Origin of the sequence: Butyricicoccus sp. OF27-2pH9A, assembly GCF_027693185.1 — a bacterium.
Taxonomy (GTDB): domain Bacteria; phylum Bacillota; class Clostridia; order Oscillospirales; family Butyricicoccaceae; genus Agathobaculum; species Agathobaculum butyriciproducens.
In genome coordinates this window covers 143,319-166,056 of sequence record NZ_JAQEXK010000003.1, presented here as the reverse complement: position 1 = coordinate 166,056, position 22,738 = coordinate 143,319, and the positions used below count along the sequence as shown (strand labels likewise).

Annotated in this window: 19 protein-coding genes, 1 tRNA gene and 1 other RNA gene; 13 read left to right on the top strand and 8 right to left on the bottom strand. The window is 56.2% G+C overall.

Going from position 1 to position 22,738, the window contains the following annotated elements; translation table 11 throughout:
* The first annotated feature begins 1 nt into the window (after position 1).
* The 3 genes from PG722_RS04715 (at position 2) to PG722_RS04705 (ending at position 2,590) form a co-directional block, all read left to right on the top strand.
* On the top strand, positions 2-247 hold the full coding sequence (locus PG722_RS04715; RefSeq protein WP_117950103.1) for a helix-turn-helix domain-containing protein: 246 nt from the start codon (positions 2-4) through the stop codon (positions 245-247).
* Positions 248-602: 355 nt separating this feature from the next.
* A complete protein-coding gene (locus PG722_RS04710) occupies positions 603-782 on the top strand; it encodes a hypothetical protein (protein ID WP_005927535.1) in 180 nt (59 codons plus the stop codon).
* A gap of 98 nt (positions 783-880) precedes the next feature.
* Entirely contained in the window at positions 881-2,590 is a 1,710-nt protein-coding gene (locus tag PG722_RS04705; protein WP_270579807.1) for a recombinase family protein, read from the top strand.
* Between the two features lie 55 nt (positions 2,591-2,645).
* Here PG722_RS04705 and PG722_RS04700 read toward each other — a convergent pair.
* Both PG722_RS04700 and PG722_RS04695 read right to left on the bottom strand, forming a co-directional pair.
* Positions 2,646-2,721 (bottom strand) — tRNA-Pro (locus tag PG722_RS04700).
* A gap of 241 nt (positions 2,722-2,962) precedes the next feature.
* On the bottom strand, positions 2,963-4,165 hold the full coding sequence (locus PG722_RS04695) for a dicarboxylate/amino acid:cation symporter (RefSeq protein WP_117751173.1): 1,203 nt from the start codon (positions 4,163-4,165) through the stop codon (positions 2,963-2,965).
* 285 nt (positions 4,166-4,450) lie between these two features.
* Here PG722_RS04695 and PG722_RS04690 point away from each other — a divergent pair, with 285 nt between their 5' ends.
* The 3 genes from PG722_RS04690 to PG722_RS04680 are packed head-to-tail and all read left to right on the top strand — an operon-like array spanning position 4,451 to position 6,766.
* A complete protein-coding gene (locus PG722_RS04690; protein WP_270579806.1) occupies positions 4,451-5,662 on the top strand; it encodes a M20 metallopeptidase family protein in 1,212 nt (403 codons plus the stop codon).
* Positions 5,659-6,345, top strand: coding sequence for an alpha/beta hydrolase (locus tag PG722_RS04685; RefSeq protein WP_270579805.1), 687 nt, complete (start codon positions 5,659-5,661; stop codon positions 6,343-6,345). Before PG722_RS04690 ends, PG722_RS04685 begins: the two co-directional genes overlap by 4 nt.
* 10 nt (positions 6,346-6,355) lie before the next feature.
* On the top strand, positions 6,356-6,766 hold the full coding sequence (locus PG722_RS04680) for a peptide deformylase (RefSeq protein ID WP_117751176.1): 411 nt from the start codon (positions 6,356-6,358) through the stop codon (positions 6,764-6,766).
* A gap of 271 nt (positions 6,767-7,037) precedes the next feature.
* Here PG722_RS04680 and PG722_RS04675 read toward each other — a convergent pair whose 3' ends face one another.
* The 3 genes from PG722_RS04675 to PG722_RS04665 form a co-directional block, all read right to left on the bottom strand.
* Positions 7,038-7,376, bottom strand: coding sequence for a histidine triad nucleotide-binding protein (locus PG722_RS04675; RefSeq protein ID WP_118358512.1), 339 nt, complete (start codon positions 7,374-7,376; stop codon positions 7,038-7,040).
* Between the two features lie 68 nt (positions 7,377-7,444).
* Complete coding sequence (alaS, locus tag PG722_RS04670; protein ID WP_270579804.1) at positions 7,445-10,072, bottom strand: alanine--tRNA ligase; 2,628 nt, start codon at positions 10,070-10,072, stop codon at positions 7,445-7,447.
* Between the two features lie 1,225 nt (positions 10,073-11,297).
* Complete coding sequence (locus PG722_RS04665) at positions 11,298-12,665, bottom strand: MATE family efflux transporter (protein WP_270417411.1); 1,368 nt, start codon at positions 12,663-12,665, stop codon at positions 11,298-11,300.
* A gap of 178 nt (positions 12,666-12,843) precedes the next feature.
* Between PG722_RS04665 and PG722_RS04660 the strand changes: the two genes are divergently transcribed.
* From PG722_RS04660 to ssrA, 7 genes are all read left to right on the top strand, one after another.
* Complete coding sequence (locus PG722_RS04660) at positions 12,844-13,707, top strand: AraC family transcriptional regulator (protein WP_270579803.1); 864 nt, start codon at positions 12,844-12,846, stop codon at positions 13,705-13,707.
* A 68-nt stretch (positions 13,708-13,775) separates the two neighbouring features.
* Positions 13,776-15,998 carry a ComEC/Rec2 family competence protein gene (locus PG722_RS04655; RefSeq protein ID WP_270579802.1) on the top strand — a complete coding sequence of 741 codons (2,223 nt, stop codon included), beginning with the start codon at positions 13,776-13,778 and terminating at the stop codon, positions 15,996-15,998.
* 3 nt (positions 15,999-16,001) lie between these two features.
* Complete coding sequence (gene holA / locus PG722_RS04650) at positions 16,002-17,054, top strand: DNA polymerase III subunit delta (RefSeq protein WP_118358522.1); 1,053 nt, start codon at positions 16,002-16,004, stop codon at positions 17,052-17,054.
* Positions 17,051-17,662, top strand: a complete 612-nt coding sequence (locus PG722_RS04645; RefSeq protein ID WP_118729598.1) for a toprim domain-containing protein — start codon at positions 17,051-17,053, stop codon at positions 17,660-17,662. Before holA ends, PG722_RS04645 begins: the two co-directional genes overlap by 4 nt.
* Before the next feature lie 110 nt (positions 17,663-17,772).
* Positions 17,773-18,354, top strand: a complete 582-nt coding sequence (locus tag PG722_RS04640) for a xanthine phosphoribosyltransferase (RefSeq protein ID WP_118479573.1) — start codon at positions 17,773-17,775, stop codon at positions 18,352-18,354.
* 990 nt (positions 18,355-19,344) lie between these two features.
* Positions 19,345-19,815, top strand: coding sequence for an SsrA-binding protein SmpB (gene smpB, locus PG722_RS04635; RefSeq protein ID WP_117490323.1), 471 nt, complete (start codon positions 19,345-19,347; stop codon positions 19,813-19,815).
* 67 nt (positions 19,816-19,882) lie between these two features.
* Positions 19,883-20,236: a transfer-messenger RNA gene (ssrA, locus tag PG722_RS04630) on the top strand.
* 248 nt (positions 20,237-20,484) lie between these two features.
* Here the strand turns inward: ssrA and PG722_RS04625 are convergent.
* The 3 genes from PG722_RS04625 to atpD all read right to left on the bottom strand — a co-directional run bounded on the left by PG722_RS04625 (position 20,485) and on the right by atpD (position 22,732).
* Positions 20,485-20,823 carry a threonine/serine exporter family protein gene (locus PG722_RS04625; RefSeq protein WP_442867829.1) on the bottom strand — a complete coding sequence of 113 codons (339 nt, stop codon included), beginning with the start codon at positions 20,821-20,823 and terminating at the stop codon, positions 20,485-20,487.
* Between the two features lie 113 nt (positions 20,824-20,936).
* Positions 20,937-21,335 (bottom strand): ATP synthase F1 subunit epsilon, encoded by a 399-nt coding sequence (atpC, locus tag PG722_RS04620; RefSeq protein ID WP_110436414.1) that lies wholly within the window; start codon positions 21,333-21,335, stop codon positions 20,937-20,939.
* A complete protein-coding gene (gene atpD, locus PG722_RS04615; RefSeq protein ID WP_270579801.1) occupies positions 21,335-22,732 on the bottom strand; it encodes a F0F1 ATP synthase subunit beta in 1,398 nt (465 codons plus the stop codon). Before atpD ends, atpC begins: the two co-directional genes overlap by 1 nt.
* Between the last annotated feature and the right edge of the window lie 6 nt (positions 22,733-22,738).

Sequence of the window (22,738 nt, the reverse complement as noted above, 5' to 3'; positions counted from 1 at the left end):
AATGAACTCCTATGAACACACGAGCAGAGAGTTTTTACCGCTCTCGGTGATTCGCTCTGCCTGCGCTGGGGACACCGATGCAGTTGAACAGGTTTTGCGACATTACAGAGGTTATATCAACAAGCTCTGTACAGGCATTCTCTATGACAAGCACGGTCAGCCTCATGTGTGCATAGACGAGTACATGAAACGCCATCTGGAAATCAAACTGATTTCTTCTATTGTAACCAAAGCCGAAACGGTCTGACCCTTTCCACGTTTCGGGACTGCACCTTGAAAAACATGCCCGCAGGACAATGGCGGTGCATCATAGGGCAAACGGACACGTTGCTGTCTGTATCGAGCCGGACGGCGGGTGCGCCACGATGCTTTTCTTTGAAAAGTGGAGCGATCACCACCACGCCGCAATGCAAGTGCGGCTGCTTGCGGGCCATGACATACAGACAGGCTGATACTCCCTTACCGTCAAAGTCCGAGCGTTCAGAGCGTCGCAGGCAATGAGTAGGGCTGCATGAGGAATGCAGGGGTGAGATTCCCGTGGGCTGCTGCCAGCAGCCATCCGTTGGCTCATTTTTTGATTTTTAAGAAAGGGGATTTTTACGATGCAAGCGAAAAAGACAAACCCTGAAAAAACAAAAAATCCAGAGATGCTTACTCTGGATTCGACTTATCGTATTGGCAATCGCTCCTTTATCGTTGAGCCGGTGTTCAAAGAAGAAAGTTCCCAGACCTTAGGAGAAGTTCTTCTCCGGCTGATGAAATCCGAAAGCGAAAAATTATAATGACCTTTCGGGAGGCAGCGGACAGAGAAAGCGGATTGTGTTATAATATAGGTGTACAAGTGAATTTGCTATTCGACTGTCCCAAGAAAGGAGCGAGTATGAAACAGTCGAGTAACAAGAAATCCCGTGAAGCAACCGCTTTTCTCTATGAGCGTCTTTCCCGTGATGATAATTTGGAGGGCGAGAGTTACAGCATCGGCAACCAAAAGAAACTGCTCACCAAAGTTGCAAAGGAAAAAGGCTATACAAATCTGGTTCACTTTCTGGATGATGGCATTTCCGGCGTGACCATGAACCGTCCCGGTTTCGTTGAAATGATGCAGCAGCTCGAACAAGGGAAAGCCTCCGCTGTGTTCGTCAAAGACCTTTCCCGTTTGGGCCGAAACTATATTGAGGTCGGACGGCTGACAGAAGAATTTTTCCCAGACCATGACATCCGACTTGTTGCCGTTTCGGACAACATCGACACGGCCGAGGGAGAAAACGAACTGGCACCCATCCGAAACCTGTTCAATGAGTGGTATGCCCGTGACATCAGCAAGAAACGCCGTATCAGTAATAAAATCAAAGGCAACTCCGGCGAACCGATGGGACTTCCTCCCTATGGGTATATCAAGGACCCGAACAATCCCAAGCGGTGGGTCATTGATGAAGAAGCTGCACAAGTTGTCCGGCGCATTTTTGATATGACGTTGGAGGGCTTTGGCACGGAACAGATTGCCACCCAGTTTGAAAAGGAAGGCATCCTGACCCCGCAGGCCTACTGGATTCAGAAAGGCATCGGCCGTCCCGGAAAGACCAAGACGCGCCCCGCCACCAAGTGGAATGGCTCCACGATTCCCCATCTTCTGTATCAGCAGGAGTATTGTGGAGATGTTTTGAATTTTAAGACCTACTCCAAGTCCTACAAGAACAAAAAGCGGATTCATAACGACCCGGAAAATTGGGTAGTGTTCCAAAATGTTCACGAGCCAATTATTGAGCGAGCTGTGTTTGAACAGGTACAGCAGAAACGCGGAAAAATGCGCAAACGCCGTACCAGCAACGGAGAACACAATATGTTCTCTGGCTTGCTTGTCTGCGCAGACTGCGGCTGCAATCTGCATTTCCACTTCAATCAGGGCAACCCAGAAATCAAGTATTTCAACTGCTCCAACTACAAGGGTAACCGTGGCACCTGCCAATCCACCCATTACATCCGTGTAGACTTTCTGGAAGAAGTGGTGCTGGGCGAAATTCGGCGGCTGACCAAGTTTGCCAGCCTCTATGAGGACGACTTTTTGAAGGCTGTTATCGGGCACTCCCAGCAGGCGGACGAAGCCGACCGCAAGCTGAAAGAGAAAGAGTTGAAAGCACTCCTTGCCCGTGATGAAGAACTGGATGGCCTCTTTGAGCGCATCTATGAGGACAATGTTTCCGGCAAAATCTCTGACGAACGCTTTTCCAGAATGTCCCGGAGATATGAGGACGAGCAAAAGGAGCTGACCGAGAAAATTAAACAGCTCCGCTCCGAAATCGAAAAGCAGAGCAGCCGTACTATGACAACGGATATGTTCATCAGTCTGGTTCGCAAGTACACCAGAGCAAAAAAGCTGACACCCCGGATGCTGAATGAACTGGTGGAAAAAATCGAAGTGTTCAATGCAGAAAAGGTCAACGGTGTATGGGAGCAGCGGCTCCGCATTCACTACAACTGCGTGGGCACCATCGAGATTCCAAGCGCACTTCCTTTGCCGACACCCGATGTGTCGGTGAATACAAGAAAAGGCGTAGTTGTGAACTACGCCCCTTGTGATGTCGCTATTTAGCAAATAAAAATGACGAATGCTCTTTGACAGCTAAATGCTGTAAGAACATTCGTCATGGTCCGAGTGACAGGACTTGAACCTGCGGCCTCTTGACCCCCAGTCAAGCACGCTACCAGCTGCGCTACACCCGGATTTGCAACGGTCTATCAAACCCTGCCTAAATAGGATACCAAATCCGGAGGGAAAAGTCAAGCGTTTTGTGAAAATTTCTGCAGCAAATTTGCTTTGCAGCGCTTGCTTTCGGTGCAGTCGAAACATCCATATCATACGCTGCACCGTACGCGATACACCGCACTTTTCCCATCATAGCACCTGATTTCTCTCGATACAAAAAAGAAGCCCGCAAAAGCGGACTCCTTTTCTCATATTTGATTACTGAACTTCTGCTGCCTCAACCTCACGCTTTTCCTCCGCGATATGATGCTTATTCGCGTAGCCGGTCAGAATAAGCGTCAGCGCGCCGTCGCCGGTGACGTTGCAGGCGGTGCCGAAGCTGTCCTGCAGGGCAAAGATGGTCAGCATAAGCGCGGTGCCGGTGCCGTCAAACAGCAGGATGCCGGTGATCAGACCGAGCGAAGCCATAACCGTACCGCCCGGCACGCCGGGTGCGCCGATGGCGAAAATGCCGAGCAGCACGCAGAACAGGATCATGGTTCCGACAGACGGAATCTTGCCGTACAGAATCTGCGAGATTGTCATGACGAAGAAAACCTCAGTCAGCACCGAGCCGCACAGATGGATGTTGGCGAACAGCGGAATACCGAAATTAACCATGTCCTTGCGCAGCACTGTGGATTTCTTTGCGCAGCGCAGAGCAACTGCCAAAGTCGCCGCGGAGGACATCGTGCCGACTGCGGTGATATACGCCGGACCGTAGTGCTTCACTACTTCGATCGGGTTCTTACCCGAGTATGCACCCGCAACTCCATAGAGCAGCGCCATCCAGATATAATGACCGATCATAACGATGATGATGACCTTGATGAACACCGGAAACTGCTTGGTGATCGTGCCCTCATACGCCAGACCGCAGAAGGTGGACGCGATAAAGAACGGCAGAATCGGGATGATGATCTTGGTGACGATGGCGAGGACAATGTTCTGCACCTCGTCAAGCAGGGACTCCATCATCTTGGATTTGGTCCAGGTGATGGCCAGACCGACCATCAGCGACAGCGCCAGTGCACTCATCACGTTCATGATCGCCGGAATCTCCAGCTGGAACAGTACCTCGGGCAGTTCGCGCAGGCCGTCAACCTGCGATACGATCGACAGGTGTGGAATGAGTGCGTAACCGGCTGCCGTGCTCATCAGCGCCGCGCCGACCGACGACACATACGCGATAATGAGCGCAATGCCCAGCATTCTGGATGCGTTGTGGCCCAGCTTGGTGATGGACGGCGCAATAAAGCCGATAACGATCAGCGGCACACAGAACGTGATGATCTGACCGAGCACCTGCTTGATCGTCACGACCACGTTCATCACGGCCTCGTTCGCCACCAGACCGAGCACGATGCCCACCGCAACGCCAAGCAGCAGCTTGAACGGCAGGCTGTTTAGAATTTTTTTCATACCTACATACTCCCTTTGTTTGCGTTGCATCTGGATGACATCGGCGGATTTCTCCTCAGCCTGTCACGCTGCCGCCAAGTTGCCATGTGGACACAATGATATACCTATATGATACAATTTACAGCGCGTTTCGTCAAGGCAAATACGGGAAATGGCTGCGCCAAATAAAAACAGAGCGGTTTTTTCCTGCAATTTATGGTATACTTAAGGCATACCACAATCGCTTCTGTTCAATTATGCGGTATTGCCGTAATATAGGGCAACACCGACAAGGGAGGAAAAACCATGTTACAAACCTTAACCATAACGGCGGAGCAGGTGCTTGCATCGGCAGAGCGCATCCGCGAGGATATTGTCCGCGACCGGCGGACGCTGCACGCTGCACCCGAGGTCGGCACCGACCTGCCGAACACCGTAGCCTGCGTCAAAAAACGCTTGCTTGAGATGGGCTATCAGCCGCGCGAGCTGGCAGGCGGCGTCGTCGCGGAGATAACCGGCACCGAGACCGGCCGCTGTCTGCTCCTTCGCGCCGACATGGACGCGTTGTGCGTGACCGAGCAGACCGGACTGGATTTCGCATCCGCGAACGGCTGCATGCACGCCTGCGGCCACGACATGCACGCGGCGATGCTGCTCGGTGCGGCACAGCTGCTGCGCGAGTACCGGACGCAGCTGCAAGGCACGGTCAAGCTGGTGTTTCAGCCGGACGAGGAGGGCTTTACCGGCGCGAAGGCCATGCTCTCGGCGGGCGTGCTGAAAGACCCGGCACCGCAGGCAGGCTTTGCGCTGCACGTCAATTCGGGCACGCCGTCCGGACTGGTTCTGTGCGGACGCGGCACGTTTATGGCGGGCTGCACGTTGTTCCGCATTACGGTAAACGGCGTTGGATGCCACGGCGCAATGCCGGAAAAGGGCGTGGACCCGCTCAATATCGCAAGCCACATTTACCTGTCGCTGCAGGAGATCATCAGCCGCGAGATCGGCGCAAAAACGCCTGCTGTCGTGACCATCGGCCGCATGACCGGCGGTGAGGCGCCCAATATCATCCCACAGACCGCGGTGCTCGAGGGCACCATCCGCAGCTTTGACCGCGACCTGTCCGCACAGATCTTCACCCGCATCGGGGAAATCGCACAGTGTACCGCACAGGCGTTCCGCGGCACAGCCGTCACGGAAGAGATCGCATCCGCGCCGCCGCTCAGGAATGACGCTGCGCTGACCAATCGTATGGAAGACCTTGCCGGGGCGCTGTTCGGTGAAAAGCTGGTCTATCGGCTGGACGAGGGCGGCATGGGCTCGGAGGATTTCGCGTCCTACACCTACGATTTACCGTGCGCATACCTGCTCATCGGCGCAGGCACCAGACAGGAAAATCCTGCGTTCGGTGAGCCGATGCACAACGAAAGAGTCGTGTTCAACGAGGATATCCTGCCGCGCGGCGCAGCACTGCATACCTGGTGCGCGCTGAACTGGCTGGCAGACGAGGATAACGCATGAAAACCGAACAATTCTTCATCGAAAACACACCGGCGGTGTTGTACGGAGAGCCGTCGGACACGCTGTGGCTGTTCGTTCACGGACAATTTGGCTGCAAGGAAGAAGCCCTGCCGTTTGCCGAAATCGTGGCTCCGGACGCACAGGTTTTGTCCATCGACCTGCCGAATCACGGCACGCGCCAAAACCGGGATGAGGAATTTGCACCATGGACAGCCGCACCCGAACTCACCCGCGTGATGGCTTACGCAAGAGCACACTGGCACACGATAAACGTACGCGCGACCAGCATCGGGGCGTATTTTGCGCGGCTGGCGTTTGCTGCACCGGAAAAAGCGCTGTTCGTGTCGCCCATCGTGGATATGGAGCGCTTAATCTGCGACAGAATATGCGCGGCAGGCATTACCGAGCAAATCCTGCGCGAGCGCGGCATGTATCCCGCAAGGGAAGGGGATATGCTCTCGTGGGACTACCTTTGCTGGGTGCGGGAGCATCCGGCAAAGGACTGGTACTGCCCGCAGTACATTCTCTACGGCGAAAATGACAGCATGACTGACTTGGCGACTATCCGCACTTACACGGCAAAATCCGGTGCGGAGCTGATCATCGTGCCGCAAGGCGAGCACTGGTTCCACACACCGGAGCAGCTGGCCGTCATGGCCGACTGGGAACGCAAACATAAATAAGGAGCACAATATGATTCAGGAAATCTGCAAAGACGAGAAATTTTTAGCGCAGAAGGCCGAGCAGGCCACGCCGGACGATATCCAAACTGCAACCGACCTGCTGGAAACGCTCGAAGCGCATAAGGACGGCTGTGTCGGCATGGCGGCGAACATGATCGGTGTGAACAAGCGCATCATCGCGTTCGATAACGAGGGAACGTATATGGTGATGTTCAACCCGCAAATCGTCAAGCAGTCCGGCGGCTATGAGGCCGAGGAGGGCTGTCTGTCGCTGACCGGCACGCGCAAAACGCGCCGCTGGCAATCCATCAAGGTGCAGTACCAGAACGAAAAGTTCCAGACGAGACTGAAAACCTTCACCGGCTGGACCGCACAGATTATCCAGCATGAGATCGACCATTGCAACGGCATCATTATTTAAGGAAAAAGCAAAACGTAAACCAACGCATACAAAAAGGCACACCAAACGGTGTGCCTTTTTTCTGCCGTTCTGCTAAGCAGCAGGCAGCGGCGTACCGCAGTACGCCGATTCAATTCCCTGAAAAAGTCCGGCTCTGCCGGACTTTTTCTCTACTGCCCGTGCTCCGTTGCACGGCCTCGTCCGTTGTGCGGACGAGAGGGGGATATCCCACAAAGTTTCTACGGAACTTTGTGGGTATCTAAGGGGGACAGCGTCCCCCTTAGAAGAAGGTTTAGCCCGGCGGCCAGGTCATATCCCGTCCGGAAAGGACGTGGAAATGCAGATGGAACACGCTCTGACCCGCCTGCTCTCCGATGTTGGAGACCACGCGGAAGCTGTCCATGCCGCGCTCCTTGGCAATCTTCGCAATGACCTCAAAGCAGTGCGCCACAACCGCGCTGTTGGATGCATCAACGGCGGCAACAGACTTGATGTGCTGCTTCGGAATCACGAGAAAATGCGTGGGAGCCTGCGGGTCAATGTCGTTGAAGGCGTAGCAGAGGTCATCCTCGTACACCTTGCTTGACGGGATATCGCCCGCGATGATTTTACAGAACAGACAATCTTCCATGGAATGATCGCTCCTTTCTGAAAGGGGAGTGCCGCGAGAGCGTTCCCGCGGCTTTCCTCTAAAGTTTATTACAGCATTGCGTCAACGATGTTATTGACAGCCTCGAGTGCTTCCTCCAGCTTTGCCGGATTCTTGCCGCCTGCGGTTGCGCTGTCCGGACGGCCGCCGCCGCCGCCGCCAACGATCTTGGCAACTTCCTTGATGATCTTGCCGGCGTGTGCGCCCTTCTTGACGGCCTCAGCGCCGCAGACACAAAGCAGGCTTACCTTGTCGCCGTTGACTGCGGAGAGAACGGCAACCATGTTCTCCTTCTTGCTCTTGATGTCATCGCCCATGGTGCGGAGCATGTCGGCAGATGCGTCATCCAGCTTGGTGGCAACCACGTCTACGCCCTTGATGTTGCGGGATACGTTGAACAGGTCAACCATCTGCATTGCAGCGACCTTTGCGCCCATCTTCTCGAGCTTCTTGTTGAGGGCACGCATATCGTTTACCTGCTGCTCAATCTTGGCAGACAGCTCGTTCGGGTTGGTCTTGAGGACTGCGGCAGCCTCGTTGAGAACCGCCTGACGGTCGTTCATCAGCTTGAGAACAGCCTTGCCGGTAACAGCCTCGATACGGCGCACGCCTGCTGCAACAGAGGCCTCACCGATGATCTTGAGCGAACCGGCCTTCGCGGTGTTGTCCAGATGCGTACCGCCGCAAAGCTCGATGGAGTCGCCGGCCTGTACCACGCGGACGGTCTGACCGTACTTCTCGCCGAACAGCGCCATAGCGCCCTTCTTCTTGGCATCGTCGATGCTCATTTCCTCGGTGATAACCGGGCTGCCAGCCAGAATCGCATCGTTTACCATATCCTCGACCTTGGCCAGCTCCTCGGCGGTCAGCGCTGCAAAGTGGGTGAAGTCGAAGCGGATATGATCGTTTGCGGTGTAGGAGCCTGCCTGCTCAACGTGATCGCCCAGTACGGCGCGGAGCGCCTTCTGCAGCAGGTGGGTGGAGGTGTGTGCACGGCAGATAGCCTGGCGGTAAGCCGCATCAACAGAAGCCGTAACCTCATCCTCAACGGACAGCTCGCCCTCGGTAACGACGCCGATGTGCATGTACTTGCCGTCCTTGGTCTTCTGCACGTCGGAAACGGTCATAGTGCCGTTCTTGCCGGTGATAACGCCGTGGTCACCGATCTGGCCGCCCATTTCAGCGTAGAACGGCGTGCGGTCGAGTACAACGGTGATCTTCTCGCCCTTGGCAGCGGCGCCGGAAACCTCGCCCTCGTTTACGATAGCCAGGATCTTTGCAGACTCCTCAAGGGTGGTGTAGCCATCAAATGCGGTCTTGATGGACTTGTCCAGACCCAGATCCTCGCTCTGCCAGCCGAGGTCGCCCATCTTCTTGCGATCCTCACGGGCACGCTTGCGCTGCTCGTTCATCAGGCGGTCGAACTCCTCACGGCTGGTGGTCATGCCCTGCTCCTCGAGTACCTCAAGGGTCAGGTCGATCGGGAAGCCGTAGGTGTCGTACAGCTGGAATGCATCCGCAGCGGACAGCTCCTTGCCGTCAGAAGCGGCGATCTTGTCATTCAGGATAGCAAGGCCGCTGTCGATGGTCTTGTTGAAGCTGGCTTCCTCGTTCTCGATAACCTTGTGGATATATTTCTGCTTCTCAACCAGCTCCGGATATGCGCCGCCGGACTCGTTGATAACGGTGGAAGCAACGTCGGACATAAACGGCTTGTCAATGCCGAGCAGCTTGCCGTGACGAACAGCGCGGCGCAGCAGACGGCGCAGAACGTAGCCGCGGCCCTCGTTGGACGGGATAACGCCGTCGCAGATCATCATAACGGTGGAGCGGATGTGGTCGGTGATAACGCGCAGGGAAACATCGGTCTTGTCGCTGTCGCCGTAGTGCTTGCCGGCGATCTCGGAAACCTTGTTGGTGATGTTGCGCACGGTGTCAACGTCGAACAGGGAGCCAACGCCCTGTACCACGCACGCCAGACGCTCCAGACCCATGCCGGTGTCGATGTTCTTCTGCTTCAGCTCAGAGTAGTTGCCGTGGCCGTCGTTGTCGAACTGGGAGAATACGTTGTTCCATACCTCCATGTAGCGGTCACAGTCGCAGCCGACGGTGCAGCCGGGCTTGCCGCAGCCGTACTCGGGACCGCGGTCGTAGTAGATCTCAGAGCACGGGCCGCACGGACCGGAGCCATGCTCCCAGAAGTTGTCCTCCTTGCCGAAGCGGAAGATACGCTCCGGTGCAATGCCGACCTCCTTGTTCCAGATCTCGAATGCCTCGTCATCGTCAACGTAGATGGACGGATACAGGCGATCCGGGTCAATGCCGACCCACTCCGGACTGGTCAGGAATTCCCAGCTCCAGTGAATGGCCTCGCGCTTGAAGTAGTCGCCGAAGGAGAAGTTGCCCAGCATCTCGAAGAAGGTGCCGTGACGGGCGGTCTTGCCAACGTTCTCGATATCGCCGGTGCGGATGCACTTCTGGCAGGTGGTAACGCGGTGGCGCGGCGGCTCCTGCTCGCCGGTGAAGAACGGCTTCATCGGCGCCATGCCGGAGTTGATGAGCAGAAGCGACGGGTCGTTCTGCGGGATGAGCGAAAAGCTCGGCAGGCGGAGATGACCCTTGGTTTCAAAGAAACTGAGGTACATCTCGCGCAGCTCGTTGAGTCCTCTGTACTGCATATAAATTGATTCCTCCAAAAAAGAATTTACGGAAATAAAACAGAAAATGAAAAAAGCCTCCGCCCGGACTTCAAGGGCGAAAGCATGCTTCCACGGTACCACCTTGATTTGAATATGGGTATGCCATATCCATCTCGGTAATCCGGTATCGGGGATCGGACGGTCTGTTTCAGTTGCAGACTGCTCGGAAGTGGCTGTTTTCCGCACCGGACAAGGACTTGCAGCGAATGTCCTCTCTCTGAAGAACGGCGGATGGAAAACTCGTTTCCTCATCGCATTTTCTGTATTGCGTATCTATTATGCCACTTTTGCGGGCAGTTGTCAACCGAAATCGCGGAAAGTTGCGCTCTGCGGAGTGTGCGGCGCCCGCCGCGGGGGCAAAGAGGAAGGGACACCTGCGGTTTCCCTTCCTCTTTGAACTCCTACCTTTCCCTTATTAGTTAGTCTGGCGCAGATTGCCGATATGTGACCGCTTCGAAAAGGGGAACGGCAGAGGATTTTTACTTCCGTATCTTTCGCAACCTGTTCGCAGGGTCAGATACCGTTCTGCTACACATGTGATTTCATCTGCGCAGGCGCGACATATCCGTGTCGCGCAACCCTTTGGCGCGTTATAGCGCACGGCACCTGCGAATTTAGGCGTTTGGTACAATTTATCCTCGTAGGCTCTGTCTATAACAACGCGCTAACGAATTGTGCGACACTGTTATGTCGCCCCCAGCGTAGAGTTGCCCGTCTGTGTAGCAGTACGCTATCTGTGAACTGCGAATAGGTTGCGAAAGAAACGCTGCGGTAACCCGACTGCCGTTCCCCATTTCGCAGCGGTCACATGTCGGCAATCTGCGCCAGACTAAGAAATAAAGGGAAACGGGAGTTAAGAGGGTAGAAACCGTAGGTGTCTACCCTCTTGCCCTTCGCCGTGGGTACGGCGAATCTCCGCGCTCCGAAGAGCGCAACTCCCCGCTGAGGTTCAGCGAAAATCCCCTGCCCGTCAGGGGCGAACCCGCCTGCGGCAGTTCGTGTGCCTCGGTCAGCCGGTGCAGAAAAAGGAGCCGCCCGTTAGGGGCGAACATGCTAACGCAGTTCGTATGCCCCGGAAGCCCGGTGCAGAAAAAGGAGCCCGCCTTACAGCGAGCTCCAAAGAGAGAGGTAGGATAAATTCGATTTTAAGGCAATACCGCATAATTTCCGCAAAGCGCCGCTGCTTAAATTGTGCGGTGTTGGCTTAACCTTCTGCGGTATCCGGCCGAGTCACCTTCTTGACCCACTTCCAGCTGTGCAGGCGGATAGCCACGGGAATGATCTTATACAGCTGATCCCACTTGAGCAGGAAGAACACGACAACCGGAGGGAACTTCCACCAGAAAGCTGCCATTGCCGAGAACGGCACGACGATAAGCCACATGCTGATGATATTCATCTTGGCGCTGAACTTGGTGTCGCCGCCGCCGCGGATGATGCCGTTATCGCATGCCATCTGGTACGAGGTGCCGACCGTTGTGATGGCGAGCACCATCATGAACTGCAGCGAATATTTGTAGGCGGTTTCGGTGAGCGTACCGCCGAGCAGCGCAAGGATCGGTACGCGCAGAAGGAAGATCAAAAGACCCGAGCACAGTCCGATGGAGACGAACAGGATCTGCAGTGTATGTACGAGCGGATGCAGCCGCTGCTGATTGCCCTCGCCGATGGTGCGGCCGACCACAATGCCGGATGCGGACGCGGCGCCATAGCAGACGACCGACAGAACCTGATATACCTGCACCGCGATCGCGTTGGCAGCCGTGGCATCGCCGCCGAGATGACCGAGGATACCGGTCTGTACCATCTGCGCGATGCCCCAGAGCGCCTGATTGATGAGCACCGGCAGGGAAACGTGCATGTAATCCTGCACATAGCTGGTGTCGATGTGAACCAGCTTGCGCAGGCTCAGGTTCAGCTTGTGCTCCTTAAACTTCAGGTAGTAAATAACGATGAGCAGCTCCACACAGCGGGAAACCAGCGTTGCGATAGCCGCACCGCGCACGCCCAGCTCCGGACAGCCGAAGTGGCCGTAGATCAGGCAGTAGTTCAGGCACACGTTGATGATGAGCGTCGAACCCGAGATCATGTAACCGATCTTTACTACACCGATCGAGCGGAGGGATGCGACCAGAATATTGGTTATTGTAAAGATAATATAGGTAAAGCAGATGATCTGGAAATACTTTTCACCTTCCGCGATGACCGTTGGCGAGTTGGACAGCAGCGACAGCAGCTGGTGCGGGAAGAACAGCACAATGCCGAACATCAGCACCGCCAGAGAACCGCCGAAGCGCAAAGCCACACCGATGATGTGCGGGATTGGCTCCAGCTTGTTTTTGCCCCAGTACTGCGAGCCCATAACGACTGCGCCCTCGCCTGCACCGACGACCAGCATCTGCAGCAGAAACTGCACCTGATTGCACAGGCTTACGCCGCCCATGGCATCCTGACTGTATCGGCCGAGCATCATGGTGTCCATCAGGTTTACGCCGTAGGTGAGCAGGTTCTGCAGCGCCAGCGACAGTGCCAGCACCATAAAGGATTTATAAAACGTCTTTTCCTTTATCATTACAACAACCCCTTTTCTTCAAAGCTAACCGAACGGAACGGACCGCAATATCTATCGTTCTGGCTCAGCTTTTTATTTTCTTTAAACAGCATACCGAATTTCCTTTGATTTGGCAATAACAAAATACTGCAATCTATTCATATTTTGTGCTATCATAGAAGGCAGAGGAGGGAATGCCGTGAAGGTTTTCAGTGAGCCGGGTGTGCTGTCGCGCTCGGAACGATTTTTCTCAACGCCGTCCGCGACCGCTCGGCGGCTGTTTTACTACGTCACCCGCGTGGGACATTATTACTACGATGCGCGGTATAATTTTCTCGACAGCTGCGACATCGCCCATCTGGAGAGCCACAAGAATCTCTTTCTGACCTACGTTCGCTCGGGTACGATGTACTTTGAGACCGACCAGCTCTACTGCGTCGAGCGCGGACAGATCGGACTGGTGGACTGCCGCAGACCGCATCATTTTTATACCAAGGGCGATGCAGAAGCGCTCTGGATTCACTTTGACGGCGCAAACGCGGCGGCATTTTTCGAGCAGATACTCGCGTTCCGCGGCGGCAGGCAGGTGCTTACGCCGCCGGCGGATTTACGCATCGAGCAGGAGCTGGCACAGATCATTTCCGGCTTGCGCACCGGCGACATGACCGAGCTTGACCGCTCGCAGCGCATCTACCGAATCCTGTGCGCGCTGCTGTTTCCGGCGCAGGCGGGACCCGACCGGAAAAACGATGCCATTGCACAGGCGGTCAAATATATCGGAGAACACCTGTTTGAATCCTTGTCCGTGGAGAAGGTGGCGGACGCGGTCAGCCTGAGTCCGTCGCATTTCTCGCGGCTGTTCCGCAGCACGACCGGATTTTCCCCGCACGAGTACATCATGCTGCACCGGATTGACGAGGCAAAGGCCCTGCTGCAGTCCACGTCGCTTTCGGTTAAGGAGATCGCGTTCCGTGTCGGCTACCGCAGTGAGGTCAACTTTATTACAGCCTTTACCGAGAAAACCGGCGCAACACCGACCCGGTTCCGCAGAAATACGCTGTAAGGCGGTCTGCGGTTGCGGTGCGTTCCGGTCTTTGCTATAATAGTAGAAAAGGCAAGGGAGTGACCCGTATGCGAGAACGCCCTCTGGTTTATCTGGTGCCGCCGATGGCTGCCGCGCTGTACGCGGCAGTCTGCCTGGAGCTGCCGGTGCAGCTTGGCATTGCCGCGCCGATTGCGCTTCTGCTGGTGCTTGCGGCTGTGTTCCTGCGCCGCCACAAGTGTCTGCTGACTGTGTTTGCCGTGCTGGCGGCTGCCGCTCTTGCGCTGACCGGCTTTGCCGTGTTCCGGGATTTGCGGGTCGCGCCCATTCGTGCTTTAGCCGGCGAAACGCAGGAGATCACCGCGACCGCCTTGCGGGATGCCGAGGTGTACGATACTGACCAGCGCGTGCTGCTATCGGCGGAGACTGCAGACGGCAGGCGGTTTCGCCTGCGGTGCTACTTACCGGAAACCGAACCGCCATTGCTGGCAGGAGACAGGGTGCGTGCCGCGGCCACACTTTATGTGCCGGACACGCTCGGCGGCTTTGACCGTGCGGCGTATCAGGCGTCCGAGGGCTGCTATATCGCGGGCGCGTATGCGACCGACGAGGAGCACAATCCGGTAAAATTTGAGGTCTTAGATTCCAAGCGGGACAGCCTGCGCTTTGCGCCGCAGAGGATCGCACGGTTCTGCCGAAATGCGGTGCAGCGTGCCCTTCCGGAACGCGAAGCCGGTCTGCTGACCGGACTGCTGGTCGGCGGAAGCAAAAACCTGAGCGACACCGACCAGACGGCGTTCCGTATTGCCGGTTTAAGCCATCTGGTGGCCGTTTCCGGACTGCACATCGGCTTTCTTGTCGGGTTCTGCACGCTGTTGTTCGGCAAACGGTGGGGAACGGTTGTGTCCATCCCACTGGTGCTGCTGTTTGTGCCGGTCGCGGGAGCCACGCCGTCCGTGCTGCGTGCGGCACTGATGTACCTGACGGCCGCAGGCGGATTTCTGCTCCGGCGCCGGTCGGGCGGATTGAACGCGCTGCTGATGGCACTGGCTGTTCTGCTGCTTGTCAATCCGTACTCGATTGCAAGCGTGGGCCTGCAGCTTTCATTCGCGTCCACGCTCGGTCTTATCCTGTTCGCAGGGAAGCTGCAGCATGCACTCGAAAAGCCGTTTGCCGGTGCGCCGAAACTCGTGCGCAAGGTGCTTGCGGTCATCACGAGCGCACTCAGCTGCACGGTTTGCGCTACGATATTTACAGTACCGATTCTGCTGACCTCGTTCGGCGCGGTGTCCGTGCTGTCGCCCATCAGCAACCTGATGACGGTCGGCGTGACTTCGCTCTGCTTTGTGGGCGGGTTCGTGCTGTGTGTTGCAGCAGCGGTCTGTCCGGCGCTTGTGCCGATGCTCGCCGGACTGGTGCGTCCGCTCATAAGCTATCTGCTCTGGTCAGCGAATACCATCGCGGACCTCGGCTTCGGCACGCTGCACCCGAACAACACCTTCGGTCTGGCGGCGCTCGGCATCGTGTTCGCGGCGCTGCTCGTGTGGCTGACTGCCGGAAAGCACGTCAAATGGAAAGCCGTGCTGCCGTGTCTCGCTGTGGTGCTGACCGGCCTGTGTATCGCCGAGGTGCAGTACCAGAACGGCCACTATACGGTGACGTATCTGCCATGCGGCAGCGGTCAGGCCGTTCTGCTGAGCGACACCGAACACGCGATGCTCATCGACTGCGGCAGCTACCGGAATGCTGCGCGTCAGGTGCGCGAGTGGCTGCGCTGGAATGGTTTGAAGCGGCTGGATACGGTTGTGCTGACCGCGGTCGATCAGGGACATGCGCGCAACCTGCCGGAGCTGATGGAAACGGTCGAGGTTGGGGAACTGCTCATGCCCGCAGGCTGTCAGGAGCGCAAGACCAACGCCGATTTGCTTTCCTTCGTGCACGAGCGTGAGGCGCGGGAGATAAGCGAGCCGGTGACGCTTGCGAACCCGATCGCACCGGTAGAGCTTTTCCCGATCACCGAGGGAAAACTGGCCGTAAGCATAGCGGACGAGGTGCTCATCCTGCACAGTCCGACCGAGAAGCAGCTTTCAGCCTATTTGGAACAAAACACGCTGCCTGCCGCAGCGGAGCTGGTGCTCAGCGCGAACCATCTGAGCAGCGGCGAAAGCATGGCACAGTACGCCGAAGCGGCAGGCGCACAGCATATCATCATTGCGGCGAGTTCGGAGAAGGGACTGCGGTCGCACAAGGAACTGGACGTGCAGAGCACCTATAAGGAAGGCGAGATCGTACGGCAGTTCAAAAAGGAGTAACACATGGCGGCAAGAGAAACCAAACCAAACGGAAAATCACAGCTGATCCGCGACCTGAAAAACGGCGAATTTGCCACGCTGTACATCATTTCGGGCGAGGAAAGCTACATGAAGGAATACTATCTGCGGCAGCTGCGGCAGAAGGTGGTGGACGAGACCTTTGCGGATTTCAATCTTATTGAGTTCGAGGGCAAGGGTCTGACACCGGAAATGCTGACCGAAGCCATTGACAGCTATCCCGCGATGGCAGATAAAAAGCTCATCATCGTCAAGGACTTCGACCTGTTCAAGCCGCCTGCCGGCTTCGCGGACGTGCTGCCGAGCGTACTCGGTGACCTGCCGGAGTACGTCTGCCTCGTGTTCTACTACGACGTGCTGGACGGCAAGCCGGACAAGCGAACCAAGCTGTACAAGACACTCGAGAAGCGCGCCTGCTTTGCCGAGTTCGCACACGCAGAGGAGCAGGAGCTGGTGGCGTGGCTCGAGCGTCGTGCAAAGGCACTCGGCTGCATGATCGAACCGGGAGATGCGTCGTACATGATCTTCCTGTGCGGCAATTCCATGACCAACCTCGCCGGTGAGATGGAAAAGGCAGCCGCGCACACCACGACCGGAGTTATCAAACGCTATAACATCGATGCGGTATGCTCGCCGGTGCTGGATGCAGTCGTGTTCGACCTGACCGACGCGGTAACCGCAGGCAGGTTTGATCGGGCGGTCGCACTCGTCGGGGAGCTGCTCGCGCAGAAGAACAACGAGGTCATGATCTTCACCGCCATCACACGTCACATCCAGCGTCTGTATGCTGCCAAGTTGTGCGCGGAGAACCGCGGCGGCGAAAAACAGCTGATGGAGATGATCGGCTCGAAATCGCCGTACTACGCAAGGCAGATTCAGAATGCAGCACGGCGTGTGCCGCTCAGCTGGCTGCGAAAGGCGGCCTCGCTGTGCGCGGAGACCGATGCCGCACTCAAGGGCGGCGCGGCAGACCGGCAGAAGCAGATCGAGCTGACGCTGCTTACCATGGCGGCAGAGCTGAAGGGGGAAAAGAAATGACGCGTATCAGGGAAGCGATTCTGGTAGAGGGCCGGTATGATGTGAACACCGTCCGGCAGGTGGTGGACACTGTGGTGCTCGAAAGCGGCGGATTCCGCATTTTTAACAATAAAGACCAGCTCAAGCTGCTGCGCCGTATCGCGGAAACGCGCGGCCTCATCGTGCTGACCGACAGTGACGGTGCGGGCTTTGTCATCCGCAACTACCTCAAGGGCGCGCTGCCGAAGGGCTGCGTCAAGCAGGCGTATGTGCCCGACATCGCGGGCAAGGAACGTCGCAAGCGGCATGGCTCCAAGGAGGGCAAGCTGGGCGTGGAGGGCATGCGTCCGCAGGTGATTCTGGACGCGCTCCGCCGAGCGGGTGCAACCTTTGCACAGCAGGACGAAATCGAAACGCCTGTGCATCCTGTCATCACCAAGGCGGATTTTTACGAGTGGGGGCTGTCCGGCAGATCGGACAGCACGGCGCGCCGCGCTGCCGTTCTGCACGCGTTGGATTTGCCTGCGCACATGACGGCAAATGCCCTGCTGGAGTTTATCAATGCCGTTGGCACGCATGAGCAGGTTGCGGAAATCATTCAGCAGTATGCGGAGAAAATTGAGGAATAATTTCTACACGAATGATTGAAAAACCTGTCGAAGTATAGTACAATGATAAAATACCAAGTGCAGCTATTGCAGAGCTGATGAAAATAAAGCAAAAAACAGGGAGTGGCAGCATGAACTTTTTAGAGGAACGAATTGTCAAGGATGGCGTTGTTAAGGAAGGCAACATTCTGAAGGTAGACAGCTTTCTGAACCATCAGATGGATATTAACCTGTTTGATCAGATGGGTGAGGAGTTCAAGCGCCGTTTCGCGGACAAGCCGATCAACAAGATCGTTACCATTGAGGCATCCGGCATCGGCATTGCCTGCATCGTGGCTCGTCATTTCGGCGTTCCGGTTGTGTTTGCGAAGAAGACCCAGAGTGTCAACATCGACGGCGAGGTTTATGTTGCCGAGGTTGAATCCTTTACACATAAGTGTAAGAATCAGGTTATCGTTTCTAAAAAGTTCCTCGGTCCGGACGACCATGTGCTTGTTATCGACGATTTCCTGGCAAACGGCTGTGCGCTGCAGGGCCTGATCTCTATCGTGGCACAGGCCGGCGGTACGGTCGAGGGCATCGGCATTGCCGTGGAGAAGGGTTTCCAGCAGGGCGGCCGTATTATCCGCAATCTGGGCTATCAGCTCGAGTCGCTCGCTATCGTGGACGGCATGGACGCCGAGACCGGTAAGGTGCACTTCCGGGAGCAGTAAGTGCATATGAGAAAAAAGGAGGCGTGCAGCCTCCTTTTTGTTTGAGTGACCGCAAATGTGGGAATGATGTAACACAGCGGTGCGCCGTGGCATGGCGGGTGACGCTGCCGTACCCACGTCAGAGTTCAAAAAGGAAGGACAACCTGCGGTTTTCCTTCCTCTTTGAACTCCTACCTTTCCCTCAGAAGGCTTGGGCGCAGATGGTGGACTTCGTAAGCGTTGAAAAGGGGAACGGCAGTCGGGTTACCTGTCCGTAGGGGCGCGCATTGCGCGTCCATTCCTGCACCGATTCGCAGTTCATGGCTACCTTGCTGCTACGTCTGTCGTTCGTGTTCCGTAGGGGCGCACCAGCGTGTGCGCCCATTTTAACGACTGGTGTAACGGTTTACAGGGCGGACACATTGGTCCGCCCCTACGGAGTATGTGTCAAGGAATTGAAATTGTGCAGAAGGTAAAAAGGACGCGCAATGCGCGCCCCTACAGGCACGTGCCGATAAATTAAAATTGTGCAAAAGGTTTGCAAGGCGGCATGGGGTCATGCCGCCCCACGGTAGTAGTATTCATCAATAAGCAGAAGTTTTACCCGCAGGTGATGGATAACCTGCACCGGAAAACGTGTTGCGCGGCACGGGTATGCCGCGCCTGCGTAGAGTAAACCATATGTGTAGCAGTAATGTAGCCGACAATGCGGAAAGGTGTTATACCACGAAGTAGAAAAAATCCTCTGTCGTTCCTCCTTTTCTACGCTTACGCAGTCTACCATCTGCACCCAAGCCCTCTAAGGGAAAAGGGGTGATTCACAAGAGGGTGGAAAACCGCAGGTTGTCTACCCTCTTGTGCGCCTGCCGCGCGCAGCGGCGCTCCCAGCCGCAGTCTGCGGCAAAAAGGCAAACCGTCTGCACGAGAGGACACTCTGTAACACAGACGTAACTTTACAAATGCGTGCAATCGTGTTATTATAAGATGTACCACGGTAAGGGAGGTTTCGCCATGGCTGTTGACAAAAAGGGCACAAAGCAGATTGCGGCCAACAAAAAGGCATGGCATGACTACTTTGTCGAGGAAAAGTATGAAGCGGGCATCGAGCTTGCGGGTACCGAGGTAAAGTCCATCCGTCTGGGACAGATCAATCTCAAGGATTCCTACTGTTCGTTCAAGGACGGTGAGATTTTCGTGCGCGGCATGCACATTTCGCCGTACGAAAAAGGCAATATCTTCAATAAGGACCCGTTGCGCGTGCGTAAGCTGCTCATGCACAAGCGCGAGATCGTCAACCTGTTCAGCAAGACCAAGCAGGACGGCTATTCGGTCATTCCGCTGGCGGTTTATTTCAAAAGCTCGCGTGTGAAGGTCGAAATCGGCCTGTGCAAGGGCAAAAAGCTGCATGATAAGCGTGACAGTATCGCCGCACGCGACGCAAAACGCGAGATGGACCGCGCGATGAAAGAGCGTAATCGTTAATTAAAAAATGGAAAAGCTGAGAGCAGAATATTCTCCATTCTCAATTTTCCATTCTCCATTTCAAAATGGGGCCGTAACGGGTTCGACGGGGGTGTTGAAGCCGGGATAGCGGGCCGCAGTGGGGATCTGCGATAAAAGCTCCAACTGTTTATAAATTAAACAACAACAATTATACTCTTCAGGCTGCCTAATTAGGCTTAGCCCGTCGGCTCAGAGAGGACCACGGCTCAGAGACCCGGCGTCGATTAGTGGTGAACGTGTACGGGGTAAGAGTTGCCCTCGTCATGTAAAATGACTCTACCAAAACGGTAAGCCTGTTTGCCGGCGTGCCGCGGCGGGAATTTTAATCGACAAACTGCGCCCGGAGAAGTCCTCGTGGATGCACTTTCGGACAGGGGTTCAACTCCCCTCGGCTCCACCATAAGCCCACCGTAATTTTGATAGAATTACGGTGGACTTTTTCTATGCTCGAAAACCGCATGAAATCAAGGCTTTTTCCGTTTCAGCTATATAAAAAGCAACCGCTGCGGAGCATTTTCACAGCGGTTTTTCTGCATTTTGCGGGCGTTACGGTGTTCTGCAGCTGTGAAAACACAGAAAACAGGAAAATCCCGCTGGTTTTAGGTCAGCGGGATTTTCCTGCGATATCAGGTGCAGTGGCGGAACATCTTATCCATCATAATGCGGGCGAGGATGAATCCGAGCGGCAGCGCAGGAATGATGCCGTTCGAGACCTGACCGCATATCCGACTTGACCATGGCGATGCCGCAGGTCATTTCGGCAATCTTGAGACAGCCTGCGTACACCGGACAGGCCGCTGCGACCGAAACGGTTGTGCAGAGCACAAGAGTCAGGTAGTGCTTGGACCGCTTACAGCGCACGGCGTTGCCGATACCTGCACCGAAGAACGCGAGTATCATCTCGACCCAGGCGCCGCCGAGTAGAAATGTAAAGGCACAGCGGGCGAGTGCGGTAGCCAGACCGAGCATCAGCAACGAATTGCTCAAGTCGGCTGAGTTTTTAGGTGCTGACACCTGTGCTGGTCAGCGTAAGCGTCTGCGAAAACGCCTGCTCCGATGTTCCATCTGATAACATCGGAGCAGGCGATAAAAAAGGGGAGTCAGCGGGTAGCCTTCAGGCGTGCCATAGCACGGGCCAGAGCCGCTTTGGAGAGATGATATTCACGAATACTCTGCTTCTGGCGCAGCCGTTCTTCCGCGCGCTCTTTGGCGCGTTCGGCACGCGCACGGTCGATTTCGTCAGGACGTTCGGCGCTGGATACCAGAAGAATGCAGTAGTCCGGCATAATTTCTGCGAAGCCGTCGCTGACAACGACCTCGTGCGGTGTGCCGTCTGTCTGGAACCGCACCGTACCCGGACGGAGTGCGGTAACGACCGGCTCATGTCCCGGCTGCACGCCGTATTCACCGTCGAGTGCAGGCATAGTCAAATTGGTTGCCGGTCCGGTGTAAAACTGCCGGTCCGGCGTGATGATCTCCAGATAGAAGGTGTTCTCCATCAGAGTGCCCCCATATCCTTGGCCTTTTTGTGGACCTCGTCTACCGTGCCGACCATGGAAAAGGCAGCCTCCGGATACTGGTCGAGTTCACCGCCGAGCAGCGCTTCAAAGCCGCTGATGGTATCCTCAAGCGTTACATAGCGCCCTTCCAGACCGGTAAACTGCTCGGCAACAGAGAACGGCTGCGAGAAATACTGCTGCATGCGGCGGGCACGATCGACAATGCGGCGGTCATCCGCGCCAAGCTCCTCCATACCGAGGATGGCGATGATATCCTGCAGTTCGCGGTAACGCTGCAGCAGCTCCTGTGCGCCGCGTGCGACCTTGTAATGCCGCTCGCCGACAATATCCGGCTCGAGGATACGCGAGGTGGAATCCAGCGGGTCAACGGCAGGATAGATGCCCTGCTCGACAATCTTACGGGAGAGGACGGTCTTTGCGTCCAGATGGGTGAATGTGGTCGCCGGAGCCGGGTCAGTCAGGTCGTCCGCCGGAACATAGACCGCCTGCACGGACGTGATCGCGCCGTCCTTGGTGGAAGCGATACGCTCCTGCAGAGCACCGACCTCATCAGCCAGCGTCGGCTGGTAGCCGACCGCCGAGGGCATGCGGCCCATCAGTGCGGAAATCTCCGAGCCTGCCTGTACATAGCGGAAAATATTGTCGATAAACAGCAGCACGTTCTGCTTTTTCACATCGCGGAAGTATTCCGCCATGGTCAGACCGGTCAGCGCAACGCGCATACGCGCTCCGGGCGGTTCGTTCATCTGTCCGAACACGAGCGCGGTCTTGCTCAGTACGCCGGATTCCGCCATCTCGCGCCACAGATCGTTGCCCTCGCGGGTGCGTTCGCCGACACCGGTGAAGATGGAGTAGCCGCCGTGCTCGGTGGCGATGTTGTGGATCAGCTCCTGAATGAGCACGGTCTTGCCGACACCGGCACCACCGAACAGACCGATCTTGCCGCCCTTGGCATACGGCGCGAGCAGGTCGATGACCTTGATACCGGTCTCGAGAATCTCAGTTGTCGGGTTCTGCTGGGCAAAAGACGGCGGAGCACGGTGGATGGACCACTTTTCCGGTGCGTTTACATCACCCTTTTCGTCGATCGGCTGACCGAGCACGTTGAACATGCGTCCAAGGGTCGCTTCACCGACCGGCGCTTCAATCGTGTGACCGGTGGACAGCACCTCGTCGCCGCGGCCGATGCCCTCACTCGGGGAGAGCATGATGCAGCGCACGGTGTCGCCGCCGATGTGCTGTGCGACCTCCATCATGCGCGGCTGTCCGTCCGGTGCAACGGAGAGTGCTTCATTTATCTCAGGCAGGCTGCCGCCGTCAAAAGCAACGTCCACAACCGGACCTGTTACCTGTACCACGGTACCTTTGCGTTTCATAGTAAT